At 57.3% G+C, this 26,575-nt stretch carries 21 protein-coding genes and 1 tRNA gene; 5 read left to right on the top strand and 17 right to left on the bottom strand.

The window, feature by feature from the left end; all coding sequences use genetic code 11:
• Positions 1 to 211: 211 nt before the first annotated feature.
• On the bottom strand, positions 212 to 3,319 hold the full coding sequence (gene treY / locus SH664x_RS11500) for a malto-oligosyltrehalose synthase (RefSeq protein WP_437201044.1): 3,108 nt from the start codon (positions 3,317 to 3,319) through the stop codon (positions 212 to 214).
• Positions 3,316 to 5,163: a malto-oligosyltrehalose trehalohydrolase gene (gene treZ, locus SH664x_RS11495; protein WP_437201042.1), complete on the bottom strand. Its 1,848-nt coding sequence runs from the start codon at positions 5,161 to 5,163 to the stop codon at positions 3,316 to 3,318. The genes treY and treZ overlap by 4 nt, the downstream gene beginning before the upstream one ends.
• A 213-nt stretch (positions 5,164 to 5,376) precedes the next feature.
• Here treZ and SH664x_RS11490 point away from each other — a divergent pair, with 213 nt between their 5' ends.
• From SH664x_RS11490 to SH664x_RS11480, 3 genes are all read left to right on the top strand, one after another.
• Complete coding sequence (locus SH664x_RS11490; protein ID WP_437201041.1) at positions 5,377 to 7,227, top strand: glycoside hydrolase family 15 protein; 1,851 nt, start codon at positions 5,377 to 5,379, stop codon at positions 7,225 to 7,227.
• Positions 7,228 to 7,314: 87 nt separating this feature from the next.
• Positions 7,315 to 7,809 (top strand): transposase, encoded by a 495-nt coding sequence (locus SH664x_RS11485; protein ID WP_437201039.1) that lies wholly within the window; start codon positions 7,315 to 7,317, stop codon positions 7,807 to 7,809.
• 316 nt (positions 7,810 to 8,125) lie between these two features.
• Positions 8,126 to 8,572, top strand: a complete 447-nt coding sequence (locus SH664x_RS11480; protein WP_437201037.1) for a hypothetical protein — start codon at positions 8,126 to 8,128, stop codon at positions 8,570 to 8,572.
• A gap of 149 nt (positions 8,573 to 8,721) precedes the next feature.
• On the opposite strand, the gene SH664x_RS11475 is transcribed toward SH664x_RS11480, so the two are convergent.
• From SH664x_RS11475 to SH664x_RS11405, 15 genes are all read right to left on the bottom strand, one after another.
• Positions 8,722 to 9,144 carry a transposase gene (locus SH664x_RS11475; RefSeq protein WP_437201035.1) on the bottom strand — a complete coding sequence of 141 codons (423 nt, stop codon included), beginning with the start codon at positions 9,142 to 9,144 and terminating at the stop codon, positions 8,722 to 8,724.
• Positions 9,141 to 9,434 carry a transposase gene (locus SH664x_RS11470; protein WP_437201033.1) on the bottom strand — a complete coding sequence of 98 codons (294 nt, stop codon included), beginning with the start codon at positions 9,432 to 9,434 and terminating at the stop codon, positions 9,141 to 9,143. Before SH664x_RS11470 ends, SH664x_RS11475 begins: the two co-directional genes overlap by 4 nt.
• Positions 9,435 to 9,783: 349 nt before the next feature.
• Positions 9,784 to 9,870 (bottom strand) — tRNA-Ser (locus SH664x_RS11465).
• 481 nt (positions 9,871 to 10,351) lie between these two features.
• Positions 10,352 to 10,561, bottom strand: a complete 210-nt coding sequence (locus SH664x_RS11460) for a hypothetical protein (RefSeq protein ID WP_437207218.1) — start codon at positions 10,559 to 10,561, stop codon at positions 10,352 to 10,354.
• Positions 10,515 to 10,868 carry a transposase gene (locus tag SH664x_RS11455; protein WP_437207216.1) on the bottom strand — a complete coding sequence of 118 codons (354 nt, stop codon included), beginning with the start codon at positions 10,866 to 10,868 and terminating at the stop codon, positions 10,515 to 10,517. The genes SH664x_RS11460 and SH664x_RS11455 overlap by 47 nt, the downstream gene beginning before the upstream one ends.
• Before the next feature lie 268 nt (positions 10,869 to 11,136).
• The gene (locus tag SH664x_RS11450; RefSeq protein ID WP_437201031.1) at positions 11,137 to 12,438 is read right to left on the bottom strand and encodes a polysaccharide pyruvyl transferase family protein; all 1,302 of its coding nucleotides are present in this window, start codon (positions 12,436 to 12,438) and stop codon (positions 11,137 to 11,139) included.
• Positions 12,439 to 12,713: 275 nt separating this feature from the next.
• Positions 12,714 to 13,154, bottom strand: a complete 441-nt coding sequence (gene rnpA / locus SH664x_RS11445) for a ribonuclease P protein component (protein WP_437201029.1) — start codon at positions 13,152 to 13,154, stop codon at positions 12,714 to 12,716.
• Between the two features lie 10 nt (positions 13,155 to 13,164).
• Entirely contained in the window at positions 13,165 to 13,392 is a 228-nt protein-coding gene (locus tag SH664x_RS11440) for a hypothetical protein (protein WP_437201027.1), read from the bottom strand.
• 2 nt (positions 13,393 to 13,394) lie between these two features.
• Positions 13,395 to 13,892: a hypothetical protein gene (locus tag SH664x_RS11435; protein ID WP_437201025.1), complete on the bottom strand. Its 498-nt coding sequence runs from the start codon at positions 13,890 to 13,892 to the stop codon at positions 13,395 to 13,397.
• 413 nt (positions 13,893 to 14,305) lie between these two features.
• A complete protein-coding gene (locus SH664x_RS11430; RefSeq protein ID WP_437201023.1) occupies positions 14,306 to 14,854 on the bottom strand; it encodes a hypothetical protein in 549 nt (182 codons plus the stop codon).
• 69 nt (positions 14,855 to 14,923) lie between these two features.
• On the bottom strand, positions 14,924 to 15,580 hold the full coding sequence (locus tag SH664x_RS11425) for a 3-keto-disaccharide hydrolase (RefSeq protein ID WP_437201022.1): 657 nt from the start codon (positions 15,578 to 15,580) through the stop codon (positions 14,924 to 14,926).
• A 254-nt stretch (positions 15,581 to 15,834) separates the two neighbouring features.
• Positions 15,835 to 16,410, bottom strand: a complete 576-nt coding sequence (locus tag SH664x_RS11420) for a TetR/AcrR family transcriptional regulator (RefSeq protein WP_437201020.1) — start codon at positions 16,408 to 16,410, stop codon at positions 15,835 to 15,837.
• Positions 16,411 to 16,478: 68 nt separating this feature from the next.
• Complete coding sequence (locus SH664x_RS11415) at positions 16,479 to 19,688, bottom strand: efflux RND transporter permease subunit (RefSeq protein ID WP_437201018.1); 3,210 nt, start codon at positions 19,686 to 19,688, stop codon at positions 16,479 to 16,481.
• Between the two features lie 122 nt (positions 19,689 to 19,810).
• Entirely contained in the window at positions 19,811 to 21,100 is a 1,290-nt protein-coding gene (locus SH664x_RS11410) for an efflux RND transporter periplasmic adaptor subunit (RefSeq protein ID WP_437201016.1), read from the bottom strand.
• Between the two features lie 627 nt (positions 21,101 to 21,727).
• Positions 21,728 to 22,552 carry an inositol monophosphatase family protein gene (locus SH664x_RS11405; RefSeq protein ID WP_437201014.1) on the bottom strand — a complete coding sequence of 275 codons (825 nt, stop codon included), beginning with the start codon at positions 22,550 to 22,552 and terminating at the stop codon, positions 21,728 to 21,730.
• Between the two features lie 255 nt (positions 22,553 to 22,807).
• Here SH664x_RS11405 and acs point away from each other — a divergent pair, with 255 nt between their 5' ends.
• Positions 22,808 to 24,751, top strand: a complete 1,944-nt coding sequence (gene acs / locus SH664x_RS11400) for an acetate--CoA ligase (protein WP_437201012.1) — start codon at positions 22,808 to 22,810, stop codon at positions 24,749 to 24,751.
• Between the two features lie 335 nt (positions 24,752 to 25,086).
• Complete coding sequence (gene gnd, locus SH664x_RS11395) at positions 25,087 to 26,553, top strand: decarboxylating NADP(+)-dependent phosphogluconate dehydrogenase (protein WP_437201010.1); 1,467 nt, start codon at positions 25,087 to 25,089, stop codon at positions 26,551 to 26,553.
• The last annotated feature ends 22 nt before the right edge of the window (positions 26,554 to 26,575 follow it).

The following is a 26,575-nucleotide window of genomic DNA, read 5'->3' as shown; positions in this document are numbered from 1 at the left end:
GCTTGAGCTTCAGGGGAGGTTGTGGAAAGAGGTAAGGAGGCGGGAAAGAACATTGGAAAAATTGGCACTCACACGGTTGAGACAGGACCACAACATTTCGATTCTGTCTATGAGGCAAGATTCAATCCGAAAGATCACGATGTGAGCAGGGAACCCGTTGATCCGGCTCATTTCAGAAAATTCCTGACACCTTGGCCTCGATGATGACGACTCAGAAAGCTGTCACCAAGAGAGCGATCGGGAAGTTCGCCAGTAATTCGCTCATCAGGAGAGGTTGTTGGTGTGGCAGGTAAGTTTCGCCGGTGAAGATGTTGTGCAGTTCCCTGGTGGTCGAGAGATCAGTAAGACAGGTGTTCTGCCAACAGGCGAGGAGGGATGCTTCCGTATTCCCTTGCGGTAAGGACGCAGACCAACGAGGGGCGACAACGATCAGTTGGGTCTTCTCAGTCATTCTGGAAAACGCACAGACAGAATCTGCAGCGGGTCCAGTCACCGTAATGGGGACATAATCGCCGCTGGAAAACAGCTCGGGAAACTGCCGGCGAAGCCGAAGAGTCTGAAACGACACAAACATTTTCATCCGGGGATCGGAGACGTTTCGATTGAGCTCGCTGATAAATTCGAGCCGGGTCGTCTCGTCTTCCCAACGTGCCTGGATCTCCTGCAGGAGTTGACGGCGCAATGAGCTGTCCACCGGTCGCCTATTATCGGGATCGACCAGGCTGAAATCCCAGAGTTCCTGTCCTTGATAGATGTCGGGGATCCCCGGAACCGTCAGCTTTAAGACAAGTTGGGAAAGCGACGTCAGCAGTCCGAAGCGAAGAAACTGGTCGAGAAAATCCTGGACCTCCCGAAGAAAGCGGTTTTTCGGGTCCCTTCGCAAAGTCTGGCGGACAAACAGTTCAAGACCCTGTTCATATTCCAGATCGGGAGTTGACCAGCTGGTTCGCAGTTTGCTTTCGCGAGCTGATTTCAGCTGGTAACGGACGAGTCGCTCGACGAGTTTCTCGTGCTCTGCGGATTCCTCTGCGGCGACCCACATTCCGATCAGCGCCTGATAGAAATGGTACTCATCGTTTCGGCTGGGCGTGGGACCCTCGGGAAGTGTGCCGACGAATCGACGATTCAACCGAGACCAACGCGCGACCGTGCTGCGCCACTTGTCAGGAATTTCTGAAAGCAGGTGGATTCGTGCGCGCACATCTTCGCTGCGTTTTGTGTCATGCGTGGACGTACAGAGGAGCGTGTGGGGCCATTCCTGATTTCGTTCGACGTTCCTTTGATGGAAAGCGGCGACAGACTGGGAGGCGGAGGTCGGATCGCCCCCCACCTCGTTGACCGAAATCAGCGGGAGCCAGCGGTAGAACGCCGTATCTTCCACCCCCTTGGCCATGACCGGGCTCGTCACCTGCTGAAATCGCCCTACAAAAAAATCCTGCTCAACCAACTCCTGCGGACTGCGGTCGTCACGCAATCCAAAGAGGAGGAGCGACTGCAGAAACTCAAAAAATGAGGAGTCAGACAACGAACCAAACCGTCGAGCCTGACGGAGTGCTCGTTTGAGGATCTGGCGGTCACGATCGGAGATGCCCTCCTGTCCAGCATAAGTCCGATAGACGGGAAACGCGGTAATAACGTCTTTGAGCGCCGTCAGAATCGTATTCAGGGTGAAGTCGCGATATTGGCGAAACCCCTCGACGATTCTCTTCAACCGTGAAGCCAGTAAATGAATTTCACTCGACATCGAAGACTCGAGAATCAATCGCTTGGAGTGAATGACCACGGTGCGAAAATCGGCTTCTTCCCCCGTTAGACGGGGATAATTTCTGCGTATTTTGGCCAGACCTTCGGGATGGACGAAGAGCCCGCCTACCAGATTGAGAAAGTCATAACCGGTGGTTCCGGCGACGGGCCAGTTTTCCGGTAGCGGCTCTTCCTGCCCCAGGATCTTCTCGACCACAACATACAGGGGAAGCGAAGCCCGATGAAACGGCATCACCCCCTGCGGCATCTGTTCTGCCGCAGAGTCGGCCTGAGGCAGCTCTAAGATTTTAAAGGGAGAAGGTCCTCCGACCAGTTTCCAGAACATTGCCAGAAACTGCGGTTCCAAATGCTTCCAGGAATGCTCCCCTTCGACAGGATCATTTTCACATTCATTCAACCAGACGTGCCGTGCGAGGCCTCGCACATAGCTCCACTGAAGTCGCCACAAGTACGTCAACGGGTCCAGCAAGCCGTCGACGTGATCGATGCGCAGACCATCCACCTTTCCCTCGACCAGCAATTCGAGAACGAGTCGATGACTTGCTTCAAAAACGTCGATCCGCTCAGGACAGATCGCCACCAGTTCGTTGATATCGAAGAACCTGCGATAGTTCACCTCGTCAGACGCTGCCCTCCAGTAGCTGACACGATAGGCCTGCTGATTGAGCAAGGTTTCCATCGCGTTGAAGCTCGAGGGGATCCCTGGGACACCGTTCAGTGTCCTCAACGTCAAGTCAATCTGGTCCGCCAGCAAGGGTGAACGGCTGACAAGTTCACTCAATCGGTGACTCGCCACCTGCTGCTCGCGGAGGCGGGTCTCACGCAGCTCCCCCTCGAGTCGGTCACGAGCCGGGAGCTGTTCCAGCGAGTGAAGAATGCTTTCCAGTTCGAGGAGGTCCTCCTGTGGGGGATTCGTGGAACGAAACTCCTCAACGACCGGTCGCAGGAGGAACACCCAGGTGGCGGGATCCAGTGGGAGCAACTTCTCATGAAGATGAACCTGAAACAGTCGATCGGCGTGGACAATCCGGAGTTCTCCCGCTTCCAAGGCCTTACCAAATTGTTGGCCTAATATCGGCAGCAGCAGCCGGCGTGGGTTCTCCGAACCAGAAGAATCCCAGTTGATGTCGAAGTAATCGTTGAAGCGAGAGCTTTGCCCGTTTTTCAGCACATCGGTCCACCACAAATTTTCGCCAGGGGCTGCGGACATGTGATTCGGGACAAAATCCAGAATGTGCTTCATGCCATGTTCGTGCAGAGCTGCTATCAGAGTGCCGTAATCCTGTGGGCTGCCCAGCTCCGGATTGAGCTGATTGTAATCGACAATGGCGTACCCGTGCCCTGCCTCTGTGCTGACCTTGAAGTAGGGGGAAGAGTAGACGTGGCTGATGCCCAGTTGAGCAAGATACGGGACCAACTCCGCAGCCTCACGAAAGGTCATGTGCTTGGAATCGAACTCCAGCCGATAGGTGGCGCGCGGAACCGTACGTCGGTCCTCCAGTGTGCTTCTCACGCGCTGAATCAGTCGTTCGAGCTGCTGGGAATCACGATTCATAGACACCATGCCACCTTGCCGAAGATCAGAACTTCATAGGGAAGAATGCCCTCTAAAGGATGCGTCAAGTCGCGTGATCCTCCGTACCATAGCCCCTCGGTACTGAAGATGAGTTGCTTCTCTTCGGAGATTTCTGGCACCCGTGCGTGACTCTCCGTCAGATTAGCGATCGCGATCAACCCCTCCTCCTCACCGCGCTCGATTACGAGTAATACCGCGGTGTCATCGGGTCTGAGAATCTCTGCTCGCGTCCATTGCCGGTCCTGGAGCGGAGGCCAGCTGCGCCGTGCGCGAATCAGATCGCGGAATAAGCCTCTCAATTGCGCACCGAAGCTTCCTTCAGGCCAGGACCAGGAGAGGATCGCAGAACGGAATGTGTCCTCGGCCTGAGGGTCGGGAATTTCTTCTCCCCACGTGAAGCCCACTTCCAGAAACTCCTCGCGCCGCCCCCGGCGAACCGCTTCGATCAGTTCAGAGGACTGAAACGAGCAGAAAAAGGGGAATGGCTGTGTCTCGGCGTATTCTTCTCCCATGAAGAGGAGCGGCACGCATGGGGAAAGCATCAGCAGGCCGCAGCTGAGACGTTGTACTGCTTCAGGCAGATAACTGGCCGAGCGATCTCCCAGAGCACGATTGCCAATCTGATCGTGGTTGTGAATGCAAACAACAAACTGCGTGCGGTCGCGATTCTCGATGGCCGCTCCATGTTGGCGTTGGCGATGTCGGCTATAGCAACCATCATGAACAAACACCTCCGTGATCGCTTTGGCAAGATCCTCCGGTCTCCCATAGTCGGAAAAAAAACCTTGGCGGTCCCCGGCGATCACAGCTCGAAGACTGTGATGGAACTCGTCCGCCCAGACGCCATCCAGTCCGAATCCATGCTGCGTCTGCGGATCGATCAGGCGCGGGTCATTTTGATTGCTTTCTGCGATGATGTGGACGAGACGTGATTGTTCAGCCGCCACGCGCTGCGCTGCCGTCTGGATCTCGGCCAGCACATGGCGGGCACCGAGGTCGTACATGGCATGCACGGCATCGAGCCGCAATCCGTCGAGATGAAAATCACGAATCCACATGGTGACGTTTTCAAGCACGAAGTGCCGGACAGCGTCGCTTTGCGGTCCATCAAAATTGAAGGCCTCTCCCCAGGGTGTCTGGTAGCGGGTAGTAAAGTACGGGCCAAAGTTATGTAAAATGTTTCCTTCTGGACCAAGGTGGTTGTAAACCACATCCAGTAGAACAGCCATCCCTTCAGAATGAGCGGCCTGAACCAACTCCTGCAGTCCAATCGGGCCTCCATAGCTGTTTTGAACCGCAAAAGGAAACACGCCGTCATAGCCCCAGTTTCGCTCCCCAGAGAACTGACCAACGGGCATGATCTCCAGAGCTGTCACCCCCAGTTCCCGCAGTTCCGAAAGGCGCGGAATCACACCGGCGAAAGTGCCTGACGCGGAGAAGGTGCCGATGTGGATCTCATAAATGATGAGGTTCTCACGGGAAAGTCCCGGCCACTTCTCATCTTGCCAATCGAATTCCTCTATAGGGGCGATCGCTGAGCGGCCAAAGACCCCTTCAGGCTGCCAGCGGCTGGCCGGATCGGGATATTCCCTCCCGTTGATTCGATAAGCATACCGAACTGAACCAGAAACATTGGGGAGGGAGAGCGTGTGATATCCGTCAAACGAGTCCATCAGCAGAAATCGCTCGCTTGACCTATCGTTAAGGACCAGTTCGACCGCTGAGGCCGAAGGAGCCCATACGGACCACCTCACATTTCCGTGCGAGTCCTTGATGGCTCCGACCTGTGGATGTTGAGGGGCTGCTTGAAACTCCTGCTTCATCTCCATTAATCCACTGATAAGCATTCGAAACTGCGACGGACTACGAGCGTTCCCCAAGGCTCGGCAACAAACGTGCCGCCCGTCCTTCGCATTACGAAACGAGGCTCTGCGGAGTTGGCAACGCGTGGAGAAGTAAGATTGTCAACCGGCTTGACCTCTATACGATCAAGGAACAGAAGCTTTGCCGTGACCTCCCAATTCAAAGGACGACTGATGTCTCTGAGAATTGAAGACTATGCCCTCATCGGTGACTGCCAGACCGCGGCCCTCGTCGGGAACAATGGATCCTTGGACTGGCTTTGTTTTCCGCGCTTTGACTCCGGAGCCTGTTTCGCTGCGCTGCTGGGCAGCGCACAACATGGCAGATGGCAGCTGGCTCCCAGCGAAGGGATCCAGAAAGTGCAGCGGCGTTATCGCCCCGGGACCCTGATTCTGGAAACAGACTTTTTCACAGTTTCCGGTCAGGTTCGGATGACCGACTTCATGCCGCCGAGAAGCGACACCCCCTATGTGATTCGCATCATTGAAGGCATCTGCGGACGAGTGCCGATGCACTTCGAACTGATCATTCGGTTCGACTACGGATCTATTGTCCCCTGGGTGCGGTATCAGCCACGTGGCATCCGTGCGGTGGCAGGTCCGGACACAATTGATTGCTGGTCTGACGTTGAGTTGCACGGAGAGAATTTGACGACGGTGGCAAATTTTACTGCGGTGGAAGGTCATCGGGCCCGCTTTGCGATCGCCTGGTCCCCCACTCATGCTCCTGAACCGTTGGAGCCGGACCCGGAAAAGTTGTTGACTTCCGCGGAAAACTGGTGGAAAGAGTGGTCCGGTCAGTGTACGTACCAAGGCCCCTGGCAGGATGCCGTGCAGCGATCGCTTATCACGTTGAAGTCCTTGACATATGCTCCGACAGGGGGCGTGGTGGCTGCTGCGACCACGTCACTCCCGGAACATGTGGGGGGTGTTCGCAACTGGGATTATCGCTACTGCTGGCTGCGCGATGCGACATTCACGCTGTACGCATTAATCGGAGGAGGTTATCTGGAAGAGGCCCGGGCCTGGCGGCAATGGCTGGTGAATGCGGTTGCTGGGACACCGCATCAGATTCAAATTATGTATGGCGTGGCGGGTGAACGGCGACTCACGGAGTTCGAACTCCCCTGGCTGCCCGGCTATGAAGGCTCTCGCCCGATTCGCGTTGGTAATGGGGCTTATAACCAGCATCAGCTCGACGTTTATGGCGAGGTTGTTGATGCGCTCCATGTGGCTCGAATGGCGGGTTTGGCTCCAGATGACAATGCCTGGCGGGTAGAGCGCGAACTCGTCAAGTTCCTCGAAGACGACTGGCGAAGGCCGGACGAGGGAATCTGGGAAGTGCGCGGTCCGCGACGGCATTTTACCCACTCCAAGGTGATGGCGTGGGTCGCTCTCGATCGGGCTGTCAAGGCGGTGGAACTCTACGGGCTTTCAGGTGACGCCGGAAAATGGCGTACGCTCGCACAGGAAATTCATGATGAGGTTTGCACGGCTGGCTTCAAGTCTGAGGTCAATTCCTTCGTTCAGCACTATGATTCTCTTGAGCCCGATGCCAGTCTGCTGATGCTTCCGCTTGTCGGCTTCCTGCCTTCCACCGATCCTCGCATTCAGGGGACTCTTCACTACATCGAAAAGCGTCTCGTCCGTCATGGGTTTGTCGATCGTTATCTGACAGACTCCGAGATTGATGGTCTTCCCCCCGGTGAGGGAGCCTTTCTGCTCTGTACGTTCTGGCTGGCGGACAACCTGGTTTTGCAAGGCCGGCAGGATGAAGCCACCGAACTCTTTGAACGGCTGCTCAGTTTGAGGAACGATGTCGGCCTGCTGGCGGAAGAATATGACCCTGATGTCGGCCGGTTGGTGGGGAATTTCCCCCAGGCGTTTTCTCATATCGGCCTGATCAACACGGCGAAAAATCTGTTTGAACAATCAGGTTCCGCGTTGGCACGCGGGGGGCAGGCAGTTCAGCAAGAACTGGAGATCCAAGCCATGAAGGTTCCGCCAAACGGAGGCAACACCTAGCAGCCCGTTGAATTTCTCTCCCGCGTTTGACACCTCTGATCGACTGCGGGCGGTTGTGGTTTGAGGTTCTCACGGAGAGACTGGGATGTGGTTGGGGAGCGGGAAGAGTCGCAGCAGCAGGAGTTCTGGACTCCCACGGCCACCCTCTCCACAGGCCCGGGGCATGTCTTTGCTGACAAGCTCAACCAGGTGCTCGCCCAAGCGGGGTTCGATCGAATTCTCGAAGACCTCTGCCGACCGTTCTACGCCCGAACTGGCCGGCTGTCGATTCCGCCGGGTGTGTCCTTCCGCATGCTGCTCGTGGGGGACTTCGAAGGGATTGACTCGCAGCGGGGCCTCGCCTGGCGATGTGAAGATTCGTTGTCGCTGCGACGTTTTCTCGGCATTCCGCTGGGGAAAGAGACTCCCGATCACAGCAGCCTCACCCCCATTCGGGACCGGCTTCCGCTGGAGATTCATGAGCAGGTGTTTCAGGAGGTCCTCAGTATCATCGATGACCATAGCCTGCTGAAGCTGAAGGCGGTGGGTGTGGATTCCACACCGTGGGAAGCCAATGCCGCCATGAAGAACCTTGTTGGCTAGGACTGCGGCGATGACTGGAAGACCTGCCTTACTCCCACAGCGAGGTCACTCGATGACAACCATTCAGACCCACCCTACTCAAAATTCTGCCACCTTCGACAGGCTGCAAAGTACAGGAACTCTTTGGGACGACGCTGGAACTATGGGGCATAGCAGCGATAATTCCAACGGTGTCAAGGCAAGTGACAGTGATCGTTGCGGTAGTGGCAGTAGCAGCGGTGGTTCATGCTGCAGATGACGTTTACATGAAGCTGCCTTGCCGTTCTGTCAACCACTGGCCTTTCGAAAGGATTCTGGGACCGTGCGGAAGCTTCCAATGCGTGCTGGACTGAAATTCACAGGAGTTTCACCTGTGCCGATACTGGTTTCATTCATCCTTGGTCTTGCGATGGCGTTTTGGCTGAGCAAAGGCCGAATGTCTGGAATCCCGGCACCAAACGCAACATTCGAGAGAATTGCGGGCAGAGACTCGCTCGTTGTTTCTATTCCAGAACACCCTCCACTCTCGCAGTCGAGCTTCTATTGTGTGGACTTTGATTACGAGGAAGGCTACATCGACATCTTTGAAATCAGGGTGCTCTGGAACCTTTTTTCACAAAACAGGTATGGTCGGCCACCTGTTATTATCCAATGTGGACTCCTTCCGCAAACTTACAAGGTCCGTTATTGGAATAGTGAACGATTCGTACCTCTCGGGATACTCACGGTCGACGACCAAAACAAATTGACGTGGAACAAGATGCCGGATGCTCCGGACGAGTAAGAGGCTATCCGAGAAGCTATTTTATGACACAAGTCTGTATTTAAACGGAGGCTGCGTCCCTTTGGGCTCCAGGCGTTTGAGCATCTGATGAATGCAACTGAGCTGGATCATGGCCTCGCTGGATGTGGTTGTGCGTTCATAATCCTTGCTCAGCCGTCGGGATCGTCCGGCAGCCAGGCGAACCTTCGTTTCACCACCCAGCGTTTGGGCAGCAGAATGAACCCCGTTTGACCAGTGGGACGACTCACGATCTCCAACCGCCACAGCAAGTCAGGTTGTTGCGATTTCCAGTGATGCAGAGCCTGATTGTGAGACTTGCTGTCCGCCCAGGTCACCTCCAGACGGGGAAACTCGCTCTGGCTTAACTGGCTTAACTGGCTTAACTGGCTGAGGAGCTGAGGAGCTGAGGAGCTGAGGAGCTGGGGAGCTGCTTTCGCATCATCCACTGCGGCACTGGTCACGACAACGGCCAGTAGCAGGCCCTGCGTGTCAACTGCCAGATTCCGCTTGCGGCCTGTGATTTTCCTGGCTCCATCGAACCCTCGCCCGCTGCCTCGTTCCGTTGTTTTCACGGTTTGAGAGTCGATGCTGCGGCACTGGGAGTCGGTTCCGGCTGCTGAGCCAAAGACTCTCGCACCCCTTCTCGCAGCACATCCACCATCAGTTTCCAGCTGCCGTCCTCCCTCCAGGTGGAGAAGGATTCGAACACGCTGCTGCGAGGAGGGAGATCGTGCGGCAACATGTCCCACTGACAACCACTGCGTTCCAGAGACAGCAGAGCGTTGATCACTTCCCGCAGATTCACACCCCGCGGACGACCACCAGACTTGGCGGGAGGAAGAGATGCGAACTCAGTTCCCACTGAGCATCGGAAAGATCACTGGGACAAAGCTTGCGTGTCAGCATGGGCATTCCTTTGCACATCAACCAAACGAGTCATCCAAGACCACGCAGGAACTTCATCCCAAACACGGATTTACAGCAAGATCACTTACCGGATCGCCTCTGAGTAGCTTGTTCACCAAATGCCAGAACGGTGAACAGGATTTGAACGGCAGAGCGTCTGACAGCGAAAGGAGTTGCCACAATTCATGCGGAATCGTCGAGCCTCCCGCGATGTTAATGGAACTCGATGACAGAGTAGCAAACCTCGGCGTCACCATAAGAAAGCCCTTCGACGTCCTCATCGAAGGGCTGTTTCTGGAATCAAGCGGAGAGGGGGGGATTCGAACCCCCGGTCCCCTTTCGAGGACACAGCATTTCCAGTGCTGCACAATCGGCCGCTCTGCCACCTCTCCGGACTGCAGTCACCTGCAGCGAGACTCTACTTTTACATCCCAACTACCACCAGCCGACACCGGGGGAAGCTCGAAGCAGAAGTTCTTTCACCAGCAGCTGATGCGCCAGGAAGAGCCTGTCCACTCCCGGCAATGACCCGGGCAATCGACGTGGTGAAGTCTAGTGTTTCTCCTCAATCTGGCAAGTCGGCTCGCAGGTCTGTTACAGGAATCCGATTGAAAGACGACCGATTCGGCAAGTCCGAGGAGGATTTCGTTCGCTTCTTCAACTGTTTGAGCCCCAATTGACCTGACAGTCGCACCGCCACCGGCACGAATCTGGCTCCATGACTGCGGTGCGATCCATTCCCCCCTAGCAGCTCGTTGAAGTGGGGAGAATTGTGAATTGTCGGGTTATGAATGGTCGTTGCGGGGTGGATTTCCAGTCAAGGGACGGGAATGGTCCTTGAAGTGCTGTTCTCATCGAGGGTGAGCGCTGAATTCATTTCAGAGCGGTCCAGAGCAGAATACAGGTTCTCCAAAGTGCCAGCATCGCCCCGAGTCCGCCCTGCAGTTGTCTCGGTTTGCCGATGCCGAACGCTTTGAGCAGCAGGAGGCCCGGGTTTCTAGCAGCGGCCACGATCTGGTAACGCTTGCTGATCTTCTCAATTCCTCGCAGCCAGGTCCGTCGGGCTCCGCCGGTCTCGCAGATGTGAGCGAAGCTGCCCTCGACTTTCTCGCTGCGCTGCTTCTGCCACGCCGACCGCCTTCAGCTTCAGAAGGCTATGGTCATCGATGATGCTGAGGACCTCCTGAAACACCTGCTCATGAATCTCCAGCGGAAGCCGATCACGGATGCGGGTGAGTGAACTGTGATCGGGAGTCTCTTTCCCCAATGGAATCCCCAGGAACCGTCGCAGCGACAACGAATCTTCACATCGCCAGGCGATGCCCCGCTGCGAGTCGATCCCTTCGAAGTCCCCCACCAGCAGCATGCGGAAGGACACACCCGGCGGAATCGACAGCCGGCCAGTCCGGGCGCAATAGGGCCCGCAGAGGTCTTCGAGAATCTTGTTGAACCCCGCCTAGGCGAGCACCTGATTGAGCTGGTCGTCAAAGACATGCCCCGGCCCTTTGGAGAGACTCGCTGTCGGAGTCCAGAACTCCTGCTGCCGCGACTCTTCCCGCTTCCCCAACGCCATCCCGGTTCCTCCGTGAGAAGTTCAAACCACAACCGCCCGCAGCCGATCAGAGGTGTCAAACACAGGAGAGAAATTCAACGGGCTGCTAACTCTTCAAGGCCTGACTCAGGGCAGACATTGAGGCCTCTAACCGGTTCGTCGCTTTCTGCATGGCGGCATGGGCATACGCTTGTGCAGCGGCTTTGTCTCCAGCCACTTCCATCAGCCTGTCCGCAATCTGCCCGCCGTTCGTCTCTTCGATCTCGAAGACCCATTTTGGCAGGCCAATGTCGTAGTACATCTGCCCCTTGATCGTATCCTGGGGCTGGCGCAGGTAGAACGTGGGGGTTCCGACCGTGAGCGAAATGATTGGCGAGTGGCATTCAAAACTCAGAACGCAGCAGGCTCGCTTGTACGTCGAGGCCGCTTCATCGGGGAGCCAGTACGTGCTGCGTTTGACAACATTCTTCTTGACATCGTCCGGCAGAGGATTGATCAGCAGCTCGTCCATGATATCGAGCTGATAACTCATCTCGGGACAGACGAGAACCTTGTTTCCGGTCTCGCGGACCCAGCGAATCATGGCCTCGCGGGCTTTGGCGTGATCGGGCTCAGCCCACTTCGCATTGAGCGTATCGACTTCCTCACGCCGTTCTGCGGTCCAGCCTTTCTGTTTCGGATAAATCTTGTAGTACGGGGTGACTCGCAAGCGCGGGACAACGCAGATGAATTTCCCCTCTTCCAGGCCGTTCTGCCGAAGGAATTCTTCTGCAGCCGCCTCATTCTGCAAATGGAAGGCGAATGTCGTATCCGGAGCAAACTCCATGATGGGACAATCGATCCCGACGGTCTTCAAATTCTTCAGCGACTCTGTTTCCCGAGTAAAGAGGAACGACGCGTGCGACATGACATCGCGTTCTTCCTCGGATGCTTCCAGCGGTGAGTAGGTGCAGCCAATCGCTCCGTAGGGCTTCCCGGTCTTCTTGCGCCACTTCACCAGACTTTGGGACATGAATGACGGCCCCGAGCCACGCAGCATAAAGTCCGCTTCCCGGAAGGCTTCTTCCAGCGTGGGGCCCTCGGGAGTTTCGGCGATTCTCAGCTTGGGAAAATTCCTGCGCAGCATTGGCTCAACGCCTCCATCCAGTGGAGAGATCTTCCACAGAATGACATTGGCATTGGGAATGGAGAGTTCCAGCTGCCGCAGCATTCCGGGAGCATGGGCGACGTCACCGATATTCGCCGTTTGGCCACCACTCAGCAGCAGAATGGTCGGGTTCAGTCCGGATCCCGGGGCTGCGAAGGCTCCACGAGCGGCCAGGGCCGCCATCGAGGTCCCTGCCAGGGAAGACTTCAGAAAGCTGCGTCTGCTGATCGGGGACTGAACCAAGGGGGTGACGCTCGACATCAATCGGCTCCGCAAAAGATAGCGTTGAACGGGAAGACCATGAACATACCTGCTGTTGGCGTTCCTTCCCAGTGTTCTAGGCCTCGGAAGGGGTGAAGTGTCGGGGAAAGCCGGGCGGGCATCGTAAGAAGAGGCGTGTCCGGGATGCGGGAGTGCCGGCTTCCCGCATCGACCGAGCCCACGAGGTGAGAGCAACAAGCCCTTCGGTCCTCGCTGCCTCATTCTCAGTCCATTAGGAGAACTCACTTTTGTGGTAGGCGTCGGGAACTCAAGAGTCAGACTGTGAGGGATTCACCACCGGTTGCAGAGTCACGATTCGCGTCTGAGCGTACGTCGGCAGCAGCGGGAGTCGCCTGAAATCGGCGCAGCAGTCGACGCAGCGACCGGCGGTAGCGATCCACACCGGCGGCCCGAAACTCCCGTCCAGGAATCAGGATGAGATCATACCCTTCAGGCAGCGCATGCTGTTCCAACCGATAGGCTTCCTTGAGCAGTCGTCGCTGGCGGTGACGTACAACCGAATTGCCGCATTTCCTTGAAACACTCACGCCAATCCGGGTTCGGCCAAGCTCGTTTTTCATCACGAAAATTAACAGTGATGGGTCGCTCACCCGTTGTTTGTGGGCATAGATTTTTTCAAAGTCGAAGCGACTCCCAATTCGTCGTGTCCGCGAAAAATGGAAGCGACTCTTGTCTGACGAGGGGGGATGATTCATGAGACGGATTCTATTCTTCGCACTCTCGGGCAGCGGTTGCCATTGACTGTGACAATTGCGCGACCGCCGGAAGGGCCAGCGAAATTTCGTCACAGATTCTCTGCAGGTGCGTTTCTTCGAACACCCGCGAGTTTTCATCGGCCCAGTGGTCTTTTGTCAGCTGCCACGAGACCATTAATTCTTCCAGCGACTGCTGGAGACGGGCAGCGGGGGACTGCAGGTTTCCGGGGCGACTCATGGCTATTCTCCAGGGGACTCAGGGGGAGCCAGCTCTGCGTACGACTCCAGGATCGTCAATGTTCTCGTCAACAGCTGAATCGCTTCGGGAATGTCGACATCCAGCAACCGCTGCACTCCCGCGATTCGACCGCGAAACTCATCGACATCGTGATGCAGCTTCAGCCCCCACCGCTTGACCCGTTCGCACTGGGAGTGGCAGTGTTCGAGCCGTTGCTTCGCCCGCTGATGAGCCACTTTTTCTTCCACGCAGGAGGGGCGATGCCCAGCGACGCCCCGCATCTCGCAGTTTTTGAGAGCAGTGCGGGTCGTATTGACCAGATCGTACGCTTTGCGGGATTCATGCTCCCAGTATCGGGGACGATCCTCGTCGATCCAGTCAAACGTCCTGTGCGACTCCATGCGCATCGATTGCAGCGCTCCGTCCAACTCTTCGGCGAACCTCATCAGCTTCGCTCGAAAGTCGCGTATCGCCCCCAGATCGTAGACTTGTGCCGACATGTGGAAATTCTATCAGAAAGTTGCCATGCATCCCAAGGTCAACGGACGCCGGCCTGCACTCCGCAGGATGTCGTGCAGACGATCGAGGAAGAACGAAGGCCGGTTTGCAAGCCACCGTTGAATGCTCGTTTGTTTTCTAAAAAGCCCGGCATGAAGGCTCAATTTGCGGGTACAAAGTGTGTTTGTATGATCCCGGCATCGCCCGCCAATTTCCTCCTGAAAGTTGATGTCTCTCGCCAGGGAACGAGAGCAAGTACGCGGTGCCGTGGTCACAGTGGGAGAATTCGCCGGGATCCACACAAATACTGCGGCTTGTTCGCCTGAGTCAGCTGCCGAATTGAAGAAGGCCTGCAGCCGAGTCTTGAGGTTCGGTGAGCGTTCCAGGAGTTTCAGGCGAATCAGCAAGAAAACCCTCAGCGGGCTGCAGAGGGAGACGACTCCACGTGTTTTGTCAGTCCAATACCCACGAGAATTTCCCCTCGCCTCTGTAGTGCTTCTGTTCGCGCCGTGTCGTGGCGGAGGGTTGTGACTACGGGCGCATACCCCTCCGCCGAGACAACGACCCACTGGTTGACCAAAATAACAAACGGGTCAGGCGAGTTGTGGTTGGCTTCCGTGCGCCAGGTCTGGGAGATTGTGACGCTCCCAGCGGAATCGGTACGAAATTCTCCGGTTGATCTCAACTCTTCAAACAGACTTGAGGGGAGTGGCGGATACTCGCCTTTCTTGAAGTCCGGGGAATACCGCAACAGGGACACGGTCGCTTTTTCAAGCGGGCGGCCTTCCCGGGCGTCGAAGACGATGACCCGAACCGGAATGGTGATGGACCCGCTCGCTCCCCATTTCACGGGAGGAACCAGGATTGCGGCGACAACGCTCAGGATGGCAATTACCAACAGCCATTCTGTGAGTGTCGGTCGACGCCATTTCCAGCGCGTCGACGGAGGAGGTGTTTCAACCATCGTGCCTCCTGAGTGATCACGCGAATTCTCCCCAGATCCTGACACCGATCGGACTCCGCACTCAAGACATTACGGGATCTCTTTGAGTTTCAGATTCCTGAACTCCGTCTGGAACCCTTCCGCTTCAACACCAAAGTATCCCCGCAGCACCTCGCAGCCCTTCCATTCAGCTGTCACAGCGCCGTTGATCCAGAGTGTCAGCGTGTCCCCTTTGGCTGTGATTTCATAGCGATTCCATTCGCCGATTGGCTGGGCTCGTGAATTCTCAAGCAGCGGGCGGTGAGTTGAAACTCGCTGGGCTTTGCCATTGACGAGGGTGTTGCCAAACAGATTCCCGACATTGGCTCCGATCTGAGCCTGATGCCAGATCTCCCCATCCAGCGAACTGCGGACGAAGGCGCCGCTGTTGTAGCCCTTCTTGTCTGGCTCCGTGAATCGCCATTCCACATGGAAAATCGCATCGCCGAATTCCTTCGGGTAGAGCAGCCCTTCACGATAACCTGCCCCCGCACAGATCAAGACTTTGCCGTCGTCCGAAAGGTTCCAGGGAGAGACTTCTTTCACCTGACTGCCGAACGGATTGGGAGCCCGTTTCCACTCCTGCAGGGGAGTATCGAGTAGAGTGATCCATCCATCCGGTTCTGTTTCCAGTGCACTTTTCTGATCTTCCGCAGAGACTTGCCCGCACAGGAGCAGCACAACGAGAGCAAGATGACGGCAGTGCATTCGGTTCTTTCGGTTGAAAGGTCGATTGTCGTTGGCGGACACCGGAATGGCAGGGCGTGGCACTGAATGGACTGAATGAGCCGGGTCGCCGGCTGCGCACATCAGCCCAGCCCTTGCGATGTTATTGCGTCGCGACACCCGCCTGTAAAGCATGAACCGGCCCCGATGGATTACAAAGAGGCGCCGGTATCACTGACAGCTGCGACGAGTGAAGGTGAGCGCATTGCTCCGCTGCGCGCAGCAGCGACGTAGCTTCAAGGCAATGGCTGCGTTCGTGTCATTTCGTACAGCCGCTCGATGACCTGCTGTCGCAATTCAGGAAACTCGGCGAAGACCCCTTCCATTTCGGCCAGCCAGAGCCCGTCAGTCGCCAGTTGCACGATGGCCAGCATCACAGGGTCGGCGCCTCCGGAGCTTTCCGGGTTGAGCAGCGACGACAGAAACCTCCGCCACAAATCGCGCATGGTCCGATTCGCACGATCTTCCACAGCGATGATGTTGCAGAGTTTGCAGGCGTGCTTGTCGCGCTCCATTGCCGAGATCTTGAGGTAAGCCCTCGTGTACCGCCCTGCCTCTTCCGGATCGGCTTCCGCGGATCGTTTCCACTTCTCCAGAAACTGCTGATGCAGATCGACGATTAACGCATCGATCAGGTGCTGTTTGCTGGGAAAATGATGCAGCAAGCCCCCTTTGCTGACGCCCGCTTCCCGGGCGACGCTGTCGAGCGTCATTCCGGCCAGCCCCTTCTCCAGAATGCACTTCCCGGCCACATCCAGCAGAAGCTGACGGGTTGCCAAGGGATCGCGTTTGACCGGTTCGGATGCTGTCATGCCGCCATTGCTTCCTGGAAATCCGTGTCGCTGAGAGCGGGTGGCTCAGTCCCGAAGTCCTTGCCTGATCAGTGAGCCGCCGAAGTCAATACAGGTCTCTCTGCGGAATCATCGGATGATTCCTGTTCCTCGTGCCGATTTGTTCGATCGGCACGTGGCTTCTTCCGGATCAGCTCACTCAAAGTCTGCATCACGGTATAGAAGATGGGGACATAAAAGACAGCGAGCAACGTGGCGGCGATCATGCCTCCGAAAACTGCAGTCCCCAGCGACCGACGGCTGGCGGCTCCGGCTCCGTTGGCGAAGAGGAGCGGAAAGATCCCCAGAATGAAGGCAAATGAGGTCATCAGAATCGGCCGGAAACGCATGCGTGCCGCCTCGATAGCGGCCTCGCGGATCGAGCGTCCCTGGTCTCTCAGATCGCGGGCAAATTCGACAATCAGAATGGCGTTTTTACTGGCCAACGCGATGATGAGCACGATTCCGATTTGCGTGTAAATGTTGTTGTCCATGCCGCGGATCGCGACCGCCGCGACTGTCCCCAGCAAGGCCAGCGGAACGACCAGAATCACCGCGGCCGGCAGGAACCAGTTTTCATACTGCGCCGCCAGCACCAGGTAAACCATCAGCACAGCCATTCCGAAAACATAAAATGCCTGTCCGCTGACCCGCTTTTCCTGGAACGACATCCCGCTCCATTCGTAGCCCATCCCCGGTGGCAATTTCTGCGAGGCCATCTGCTCCATGATTTCCATCGCCTGGCCGGAACTGACTCCCGGAGCTGCGGTGCCGTTAATGGTCACGCAGGAATACAGGTTGTAGCGCGGAATCATCTGCGGACCGTTCGTCATGCGAACGTCTGCAAACGCTCCGACCGGAATCATCTCTCCCTTGGCGTTACGCACTTCCAGACGACGAATGTCATCGGGGCGACGGCGGAACTGTTGATCCGCCTGCACCTGCACCTGCCAGGTCCGCCCGAACTTATTGAAGTCGTTGACATAGGCCGATCCGAGTGAAGCCTGCAAAGTTGTGAAAATCGATTGCAGCGGAATGCCGAGACTCGTCGCCTTCTCACGATCGATGTCGACATAGATTTGCGGAATCCCCGCACGGAATGAAGTCTGCAGCCCTGCGAGCGCCGACTGGGCGCTCCCATCCCTGACGATTTCATCCGCAACCAGCTGCAGCTGTTGCAGACCGAGATTTGCCCGGTCCTGCAGGCGGAACTCGAATCCCCCGGTCTGTCCCAGCCCCTGAATTGCTGGCGGCGGGAAGGCAAACACGACCGCCTCACGCAGCTGGGCCGTTCGCATGTAGAGCGAACCCAGAATGGCGTCCATCGACTTCGACGGGTCTTTGATTCTCTCCTCACGTGGCTCAAAAGTCATGAACATGGTGACGGCGTTGGGAACGGTGGAACCGTCGAGCAACGACATCCCTCCGATGGTAAACCACGCCCGGACCCCCGGAGTTTCCTTGAGAATTCCGTTCAGCTTTTCAATCAGTTCTTCGGTACGCTCCAGCGAGGCGGCATCGTCCAGCATTCCGGCGATGATCGCGTATCCCTGATCTTCCGTGGGAACGAAGCTGGTGGGAAGCTGGGTGAACCAGTAAGCGGTCCCTCCCGCGATGACGACGAACAGCAGCATCATGATCGCGGAATGCGGAATGATTCTGCGGACGATCGCGACATAGATTCCTTCAAACCATTCGTAGATGGCATTGAACGCGCGAAAGAAAACGTTCTTCCGCGCGGGGGTGGGTCGCAGATAGACCGCGCACTGGGCCGGCTTAAGCGTCACAGCGTTGATCGCGCTGATGACCGCAGTCGCGGCGATTGTCAGCGCGAATTGCTGATAGAGCTTGCCTGTGATGCCCGCCATGAACACCGTGGGAACAAACACCGCCATCAGCACCAGCGTGATGCCGATCACTGGCCCGATGACTTCTCCCATCGCTTTGATGGTCGCCTGTCTGGGAGGAAGCTGATTGCGGTCGATGTGGTGCACCGCGTTTTCCACGATCACGATCGCATCGTCGACCACGATTCCGATCGCCAGCACCAGCCCGAACAGAGTCAGCATGTTGACCGAATAGCCGATGGCCGCCAGCGCGGCGAAGGCACCAATGATCGTCACCGGGACCGTCGTGGCGGGAATCAGCACCGCACGCCAGTCCTGCAGAAAGACCAGAATCACAATCAGCACCAGAATGCCTGCCTCGAACAGGGTCTTATAGACCTCGCGGATCGACTGCTCGACAAAGTTGGTCGGGTTGAACGCGATGTTGTATTGCACCCCTTCAGGCAGTGTCGGCGCGAGTTCCTCCATCTGCTTTTCAACAGCTTTTGCAACGTTGAGTGAGTTGGCGCCGGGCAACTGAAAGACGGCGACACCGGCTGCAGGAATGCCGCTGATTTCCATCCACGAGGCATAGGTCTGAGCGACCAGTTCGATTCTCGCGACGTCCTTGATGCGTGTCAGCCGCGCTCCGCCGTGTCCATCTTCCACCGATTTGACGATGATCTCGCCGAACTGTTCCGGATCACTGAATCGTCCCTGTGTCGAGACTGTGAATTGATTGTTCTGATCGCTGCGGGCAGGCCGCTGGCCGATCTGTCCCGCCGCCACCTGCACGTTCTGGGCGGAGATGGCTTCGATGACATCGTTGGCTGCCAGCTCCCGGGCTTTGAGCTTTTCCGGATCGAGCCAGATGCGCATTCCGTAGCTGCTGCTGCCGAACACCTGAGTGTTCCCCACCCCCTTCACGCGGCTGAGAATGTCCTTGATCTGAATCTCGGCGAAGTTGCTGAGATACAGCCCGTCATGCTCGCCGTTGGGGGAGGTCAGACCGATCACAATGACCATGTTGGTCGACTGCTTCTGCGCAATCACGCCCAGCCGCTGGACCTCCTGCGGAAGCCTGGGCAGGGCCGAAGCAATCCGGTTCTGAACGAGAACCTGCGACTGATCGAGATCCACGCCGACCTCGAATGTGATCGTCAGCGTATATGTGCCGTTGTCGGAGCAGACCGAGTTCATGTACAGCATGTTCTCGACGCCGTTCACCGCCTGTTCCAGCGGCCCCGCGACCGTGTCAGCCAGAACGGCCGCATTGGCTCCCGGATAATTGGCGGTCACCTGGACCGTGGGAGGTGTCAGGCTGGGGTACTGCTCGACCGGCAGATTCGTCAGGCAGATGGCACCGATGATCATCGTGACGATCGCGATGACATTCGCGAAGATGGGCCGGTCAATAAAGAAGCGATATAACATACGGGGACTCTCGATGTCCTTCGAAATACAACTCGGAACTTGACTGCTCTCACTCTGCCGGAAGGCGAGGGGCGATTGATTCGCGCTCAGCCTTTGTGGCCCACATCTGCCAACAGGCGTAACTATTCCTGTCTGGCGGTGACGCTTTCCGCAGCCGGTGTTTCAGACGACTGCTCCTGCAGCTTCTCGACGACCGGAACCGCTTCGACCTTCATCTTCGGACGAACTTTGAGCAGTCCATCCGCCACGACCAGATCGGTGGCCGAGAGCTTCCCTTCCACGACCCGTCTGGAGTCGATGACGTCCTTGGCTTTGACCTGCCGGCGTTCGATTTCATTCTGATCGGTCACCACATAGATGTACGCTCCCGCCTGGTCGTAGCCGAGAGCCCGCTCGGGAACGAGCAGAGCGTTCTCCTGCACTTCAGAGGGGATGCGGATGCGAATGAACATCCCCGGCATGACGTCGCCGGCATTGGTGAAGATCCCGCGAATCTGAACGGTCCCCGTCCCGGATTGAACGCTGGGAGAGATGTAGTCGATCGTGCCGGAGTAAGGGAACGTCCGCTCTTCGCCGATCCCCATCAGAATGGGAATCGCTTCGCTGTCGGAACGTTCCCGGCGACCCTGTTGAATCCGGACGAGATCACCTTCGCTGATTGCGGCGTAGGCGTAAATCGGATCGACTTTGACAATCGCAGCCAGCACCAGTGACTGGTCTGCGGAGATGTAGTTACCAATGTCGACCGTCCGGCGGTCGATTCGTCCATCGATCGGAGCGGTGATGCGGCAATAGCCGAGTTCGATTCGCGCGGTATTGACTTCGGATTTGGCGAGCTCGAGCGCGGCTTCGGCACTGAGAATGTTATTCTCGTAGTTGACGATGGCTTGTTCGAGTTCCGCTTTGCTGGCGACAACCTGTGCCTCGGTCGTGCGGAGGGATGCTTCGGTTCGATCATATTCCTGCTGGGAAACTGCGTTTTGCCGCAGCAGTCCGACATTTCGCTCCATATTCACGCGAGCAAGCTGATGGTCGGCCTCCCTGAGTGTCACCTGAGCCTGAGCGATCTCCCGCTCCTTCGACTGCTGGGCCTTCCGCAGGTTGGCGCTGGCTTCACTTTCGCGAGCCAGGGCGTACTGCAGCTTCACCTTGAAGGGCTCTTCATCAATGACGAAGAGCAGCTGTCCCGCCTTGACCAGATCACCATCCTCGAAGTTCCGTTCCTGCAGGAACCCGCCGACGCGCGCCCTCAGTTCAATCCGTTCGGAAGCCTGTGCGGTTCCCGTCTGCTCGACATAGCTGGTGACCGCTTGTTCGATGGGACGCACCACGTCGACTTTCGGAGTCGGGGGCTCCTGGTAAACGTTCGGTTTGGCGCATCCTCCCAGCAGGCCGGCGAGGAGGGTTGCCACGGAGAGGGAGGCGGAGTAACGAGCTGCGCGAGTTGAATGAACCAGCGCCTCAGGGCAACAGCGAGGCAGTGAGACAGATGTTCTGGGTGTCATAGGGTCGGTGAAATGAGTGCTAAATATCGAAAGTGCCGGAGCGACTCGGGCTGTCGTTTCTGATCCGGAAAGAGAGTTGCAGCCGATGGCATCTGACCGAACGTCGCGAGGTGTTCCATCGCCAGCCCGGTCTTTCCATGCCCGCTCTCGTTCTCCGGGAGGGGAATCCCCCGGGCTGACACTCAGCGGTGGAAAGGGTTCCCAAAAATTTTGCGATTCGAAATGCATCGCACACGAACCTGACACGACGGATACCGTCCAGACGGTCGGTAGTCAAGATCCGGTTAGGAAATCTGGGGAATTCGAGGTGATGATGCGGGAGACACTCGCCCTGGAATCTTCAGAAGGTTATTCCAGGAGGCATTTTATGAAAAATGCAATGAGTGATAGTCGAGGCGCTTCGGCGGTTTCGCGAAGCGGCGGGCCGGCCGTGATGGGGATTCTACACGCAGGGGGACGCCCGACTCTGGCAGACGCGAATGGCTTTCGGGCAGCCGAATCAGCCCAAATCGATGCGGCGAAAACCTTGTCGGATCAATATCGCCCCTGGGTCGTCTGCTCAATGACATCCAGCATGGCCGCGTGCAGCACACCGTTGGAGGCCAGCACGCTCCCCTTTTGCAATAGGAGGTCGGTTCCGCGCGCGACGGTCACCTTTCCGCCCGCCTCTTCAACTAACAGCCTTCCCGCTGCGAAATCCCAGGGATGCAGCTGATATTCCACATAGGCGCCATAATATCCGGAAGCGACATGCGCCAGGTCGAGCGAAGCGGTTCCAAATCGCCGGACTCCGTGAATCTGCTGCTTGAACAGTGCATGAATCGTGGCCAGCGTCGCTTCCATCATCGCGCCGCGGTCGTAGTAAAAGCCAATCCCAATGAGACATTGCGACAGCGAGGTCTGGGAGCCGACCTGAAGTCGCTGGCCATTGTGATAGGCACCCTGACCGTGAACGGCAACATACAGGTCATTTCTCGCCGGATTGAATACCACTCCGCACTGCGCGATTCCGTGCCGGTAGTACCCAATCGAAACGGCGAAGTGGGAAAGCCCGTGGGCGAAATTGGTCGTTCCGTCGAGCGGGTCAATGACCCAGAGATGCTCCGGAAGTTCTCCATTGAGCGCTGCGGCCTGAGATTCCTCCGCCAGCAGGGCATGGTCCGGATACGTGCTGCGGATCAGTTCCAGAACCGCCTGCTCTGCCTCAACATCTGCATCCGAGACCAGATCGCTCACCGCTTTTTCACGGATCGTGACCCCTTCCCGGAAGTATTTCATCAAGATTTCGCCCGCACGTGCTGCCGCCTCGAGTGCCAGAGTGAGCGGAGGGCAGTGTGCTTGCAGTTCCGGCAGATGCATCGAAAGCCTCTTGAGTGTCGCGGTGCTGTGGATTCGGTCGGCATAATCTGGTTTCTCGAGGGGAGAGAGTCGAGCGACTGGAGGAGAATTTCCGCGCACGAGTGCCTCTTGTCCGGCATTCCGGATGCCCGTGGCGTTGAAACACACTAGCTGCACCCTTAGCATCGGCATTTGTTTTCATGTCGAAGCAATTGGCAGTTGCACGCCTTCGCTTCGGAACGTCCTCCCCCTCACCTTCCAAAGTTACCAGCTCGCATGTCCAACGCTATTCAGTCCGTCCTGCAGGAAGATCGTCGTTTTGCCCCCCCGCCGGAGTTTTCCCGGCAGGCCCACATTTCGTCTGAAGAGCAGTACGAGCAAATGTGGCAGCGTGCGAAAGATGATCCGGCGGGCTTCTGGGGAGATCTGGCAAAGTCCGAACTCGACTGGTTCAAGCCCTTTGACACGGTACTCGAAGGGAAAATGCCGGAGACCAAATGGTTTACCGGGGGCAAGATCAACGTTTCCTACCAGTGTCTGGACCGCCATCTCAAGACCCATCGCAAGAACAAGGCTGCGATCATTTTTGAAGGCGAGCCGGGAGACACGCGGACTCTGACCTACCAGCAGTTGCATCGCGAAGTCTGCAAATTTGCCAACGTTCTCAAGAATCTCGGTGTCAAATCGGGCGACCGGGTGACGTTGTACATGCCGATGATTCCGGAACTGGCCATCGCGATGCTCGCCTGTGCCCGCATCGGGGCGACGCACTCGATTATCTTCGGAGGTTTCAGCGCCGACGCAATTTCCGATCGAAATAATGATGCCCAGTCCCAGGTGGTCGTGACAGCCGATGGAGGCTGGCGTCGCGGGAAGGAAGTGCCGCTCAAGGCGAACGTGGATGCGTCACTGGATCGCAGCCCGAGCGTTAAAAAAGTGGTCGTCGTCCGGCGTACGGGCGGGACAGTCAATATGGTTCCCGATCGGGATTACTGGTGGCACGACCTGATGGATCAGGCGGAGGCCGATTGCGAACCCGAACAGCTCGATTCCGAACATCCGCTGTTCATCCTGTATACCTCCGGCTCAACCGGAAAGCCGAAGGGGGTGCTGCACACCACCGGCGGTTACATTCTGGGGGCGATGATGACTTCGCGGTGGGTCTTTGACCTGCACGACGAAGACACCTACTGGTGCACGGCCGATATCGGCTGGGTGACGGGGCACAGCTATGTCGTATACGGCCCGCTGGCCAATGGAGCAACTTCGGTGATGTTCGAAGGGGCTCCCAACTGGCCGGATGAAGGCCGGTTCTGGGAACTGATCGAAAAGTACAAGGTCAACATCTTCTATACCGCCCCGACCGCCATTCGGGCGTTCATCAAGTGGGGCGACCAGTGGCCACAGAAATATGACCTCTCATCACTGCGACTGCTGGGGACCGTCGGTGAGCCGATCAATCCCGAAGCCTGGATGTGGTACCACCGCGTGATCGGCGGCGAACGGTGTCCGATCGTCGATACCTGGTGGCAGACCGAAACCGGCGGCATCATGATCAGTCCCCTCCCGGGCGTGACGACTACCAAGCCCGGCTCCTGCACCAAGCCGCTGCCGGGGGTGGTCCCGGCGATCGTCGACGAAAAGGGGAATCCGCTGGAGGCCAATCAGGGGGGATTGCTTGTCATGACCCAGCCCTGGCCACATATGCTCCGCACCCTGTACGGCGACCACGAACGGTTTGTCGACACATACTTCGGCAAGCTGGAAGGGAAGTATTTCGCTGGTGACGGAGCCCGACGCGACGAAGAGGGTTACTACTGGGTCATGGGACGCGTGGATGACGTTCTGAACGTGAGCGGGCACCGTCTCAGCACGATGGAAATCGAATCGGCTCTCGTTTCGCACGAACTCGTTGCCGAAGCGGCTGTCGTGGGCTTCCCGCACGATCTCAAAGGCGAAGGGATCTGCTGCTTCGTGATTCCAAAGGGGGGCACTCCCGACGACTCGAAGAAAAAGGACCTGATCCAACATGTCCGTTCCCAGATCGGGGCCCTTGCCACGCCGGACCAGATCCGGTTTACCACGGCGCTTCCGAAAACCCGCTCAGGGAAGATCATGCGACGCCTCCTCCGGGACATTGCTGCCGGGAAGGAAAGTGCCGGTGATACGACCACGCTCGAAGACTACACCGTCCTTGCCAAGCTGCGGGATGAAGAGTAAGCGGGCGTCTATACCGATCGCGGTTAGGCTCGTGGAGTGAAAGACCAATGCCCTCACAGTGATGTGGGGGCATTTTTTATTCGGAAGCGGTCGAATCGGAATGGCCGCCGTCCTCCGGAACTGTGGGGAGCCGGGCATCCGAAATACTGAAATCCTCATAAAAAACCGGCCTTCGGGCGAAATTCTGTCGCAAGGGGCGCTCGCAGAATGCCGAAAGTCGTGTCGCGACCTCGAATCGTCTGTCCGAAATCATTACAGTTTCGGGTTCGAAAACTGGCCTCAGGGGGTCTGAACGACCACCCGTCTTGTCGCGTCCCTAAAATCAGCAGATTCTCATGCAAAACGACATTGGATTAATCGGCCTGGCCGTGATGGGCCAAAACCTCGTGTTGAACATGGCAAACCACGGCTACAACGTGGCGGTGTTCAACCGGACCACCAAAGTGACGGATGATTTCGTCGGTGGACTGAAGAATGAGCCCGAAGACAAGGTCTGGAAGGGAACCGCGGACCGGATTCAGGGCTGCGAGACACTCGAAGCGTTTGTGAAGTCGCTGAAACGTCCCCGCCGGGCCATGATCATGGTCAAGGCCGGGGCTCCGGTCGACGCTGTGATCAACGAACTCAAGCCGCTGCTGGAACCGGGCGATATCATCATCGACGGTGGAAACAGCGATTTCCGCGACACCAATCGTCGTTCGAAGGAACTCCGCGAGGCGGGTCTGCTCTTCATCGGTACCGGGGTTTCCGGCGGAGAAGAAGGGGCCCTCAAGGGACCTTCGATCATGCCCGGCGGTCACCATGAAGCCTGGCCGCACGTGAAGGACATTCTGCAGTCCATCTCGGCTAAGGTGGGACCGAACAACGACATCCCGTGCTGTGAGTGGGTGGGCGAAGATGGTGCCGGCCACTACGTCAAGATGGTGCACAACGGGATCGAATACGGCGACATGCAGCTGATCTGCGAAGCCTACTTCATCCTGAAGCACGCACTGGGCCTGAGCAATCAGGAACTGTATCAGGTCTTCAAGGAATGGAACGAAAAGGAACTCGCCAGCTACCTGATCGAGATCACCCGCGACATCTTTACCGTCAAGGACAAAGAGTCGGGACAGGATCTGGTCGACATGATCCTCGATACCGCTCAGCAGAAGGGAACCGGCAAGTGGATGAGCCAGCACGCGCTCGACCTGGGCGTGCCGACGACGCTGATCACCGAAGCTGTGTATGCCCGCTGCCTGTCCGCCCAGAAGGACGCCCGCGTCCGCGCTTCCAAGGTCCTCTCCGGACCGACCGTCAAGTTTGACGGCAACAAGCAGCAGTTTATCGACGATGTGAAGTGGGCCCTCTACGCGTCCAAGCTCGTCAGCTACGCACAGGGATATGTCCAGCTCGATGCGGCCGCTGAAGAGTTCAAGTGGAACCTCAACAACGGCAACATCGCTCTGCTTTGGCGCGGCGGCTGCATCATTCGCTCGGTGTTCCTCGAAGACATCAAGAACGCTTTCGACAAGAACCCGGATCTCGAAAACCTGCTGCTCGACGACTTCTTCAAGAAGGCCATCGACCAGTCGCAGGCCGCGTGGCGGCGTGTCGTTTCCGCAGCGGTGACACACGGAATTCCTGTTCCGGCCTTCACCGCAGCCCTTTCGTACTACGACGGATACCGGTGTGCCCGTCTTCCGGCGAACCTGTTGCAGGCTCAGCGCGACTACTTCGGCGCTCACACTTACGAGCGGATCGACAAGCCCCGCGGCGAATACTTCCACACCGACTGGATTCGCGAACGCCGGCTCACCTGATGCCTGGGGAGTTCAACTTTTC

Source organism: Planctomicrobium aquicomposti, assembly GCF_051466325.1.
GTDB lineage: Bacteria > Planctomycetota > Planctomycetia > Planctomycetales > Planctomycetaceae > Planctomicrobium.
This window is presented reverse-complemented; position numbering and strand designations above follow the sequence as displayed.

Coding starts and splice junctions, on each gene's coding strand:
- treY (WP_437201044.1), bottom strand. CDS start 3,319: ATGAATCGTGATTCCCAGCAGCTCGAACGACTGATTCAGCGCGTGAGA.
- treZ (WP_437201042.1), bottom strand. CDS start 5,163: ATGAAGCAGGAGTTTCAAGCAGCCCCTCAACATCCACAGGTCGGAGCC.
- SH664x_RS11490 (WP_437201041.1), top strand. CDS start 5,377: ATGTCTCTGAGAATTGAAGACTATGCCCTCATCGGTGACTGCCAGACC.
- SH664x_RS11480 (WP_437201037.1), top strand. CDS start 8,126: ATGCGTGCTGGACTGAAATTCACAGGAGTTTCACCTGTGCCGATACTG.
- SH664x_RS11450 (WP_437201031.1), bottom strand. CDS start 12,438: ATGTCGAGCGTCACCCCCTTGGTTCAGTCCCCGATCAGCAGACGCAGC.
- rnpA (WP_437201029.1), bottom strand. CDS start 13,154: ATGAATCATCCCCCCTCGTCAGACAAGAGTCGCTTCCATTTTTCGCGG.
- SH664x_RS11440 (WP_437201027.1), bottom strand. CDS start 13,392: ATGAGTCGCCCCGGAAACCTGCAGTCCCCCGCTGCCCGTCTCCAGCAG.
- SH664x_RS11435 (WP_437201025.1), bottom strand. CDS start 13,892: ATGTCGGCACAAGTCTACGATCTGGGGGCGATACGCGACTTTCGAGCG.
- SH664x_RS11430 (WP_437201023.1), bottom strand. CDS start 14,854: ATGGTTGAAACACCTCCTCCGTCGACGCGCTGGAAATGGCGTCGACCG.
- SH664x_RS11425 (WP_437201022.1), bottom strand. CDS start 15,580: ATGCACTGCCGTCATCTTGCTCTCGTTGTGCTGCTCCTGTGCGGGCAA.
- SH664x_RS11420 (WP_437201020.1), bottom strand. CDS start 16,410: ATGACAGCATCCGAACCGGTCAAACGCGATCCCTTGGCAACCCGTCAG.
- SH664x_RS11415 (WP_437201018.1), bottom strand. CDS start 19,688: ATGTTATATCGCTTCTTTATTGACCGGCCCATCTTCGCGAATGTCATC.
- SH664x_RS11405 (WP_437201014.1), bottom strand. CDS start 22,552: ATGCATCTGCCGGAACTGCAAGCACACTGCCCTCCGCTCACTCTGGCA.
- acs (WP_437201012.1), top strand. CDS start 22,808: ATGTCCAACGCTATTCAGTCCGTCCTGCAGGAAGATCGTCGTTTTGCC.
- gnd (WP_437201010.1), top strand. CDS start 25,087: ATGCAAAACGACATTGGATTAATCGGCCTGGCCGTGATGGGCCAAAAC.